Source organism: Vibrio sp. 10N.222.51.C5 (assembly GCF_041474575.1).
Lineage (GTDB): Bacteria > Pseudomonadota > Gammaproteobacteria > Enterobacterales > Vibrionaceae > Vibrio > Vibrio crassostreae_C.
In genome coordinates, this window is record NZ_JBFRUJ010000085.1 from 1 (window position 1) to 251 (window position 251).

Annotated in this window: 1 protein-coding gene; it reads left to right on the forward strand. The window is 41.8% G+C overall.

Features of this window, described 5'->3' with window-relative positions:
• Positions 1-251, forward strand: a 251-nt coding sequence (locus tag AB4558_RS21470; protein ID WP_198598960.1) for a transposase, incomplete at both ends; no start/stop codon positions are given.

Sequence of the window (251 nt, forward strand, 5' to 3'; positions counted from 1 at the left end):
TACGACTTATTCCATGTTGTTGCTAAGTTCGGTCGTGAGGTAATGGATAGAGTCAGAGTCGACCAAGCCAACAAACTCAAGCAAGATAAAAAAGCGAGGCAATGGGTCAAGCGCTCACGCTGGGTGTTGTTGAAAAATAGAGGCAACTTAAATCCACGGCAAGACAGCTATCTTACAGAAATATTGAATATCAATAAGGACTTAATGACCACTTATATACTCGGGGCACAACTCAAAGAGCTTTGGTATTG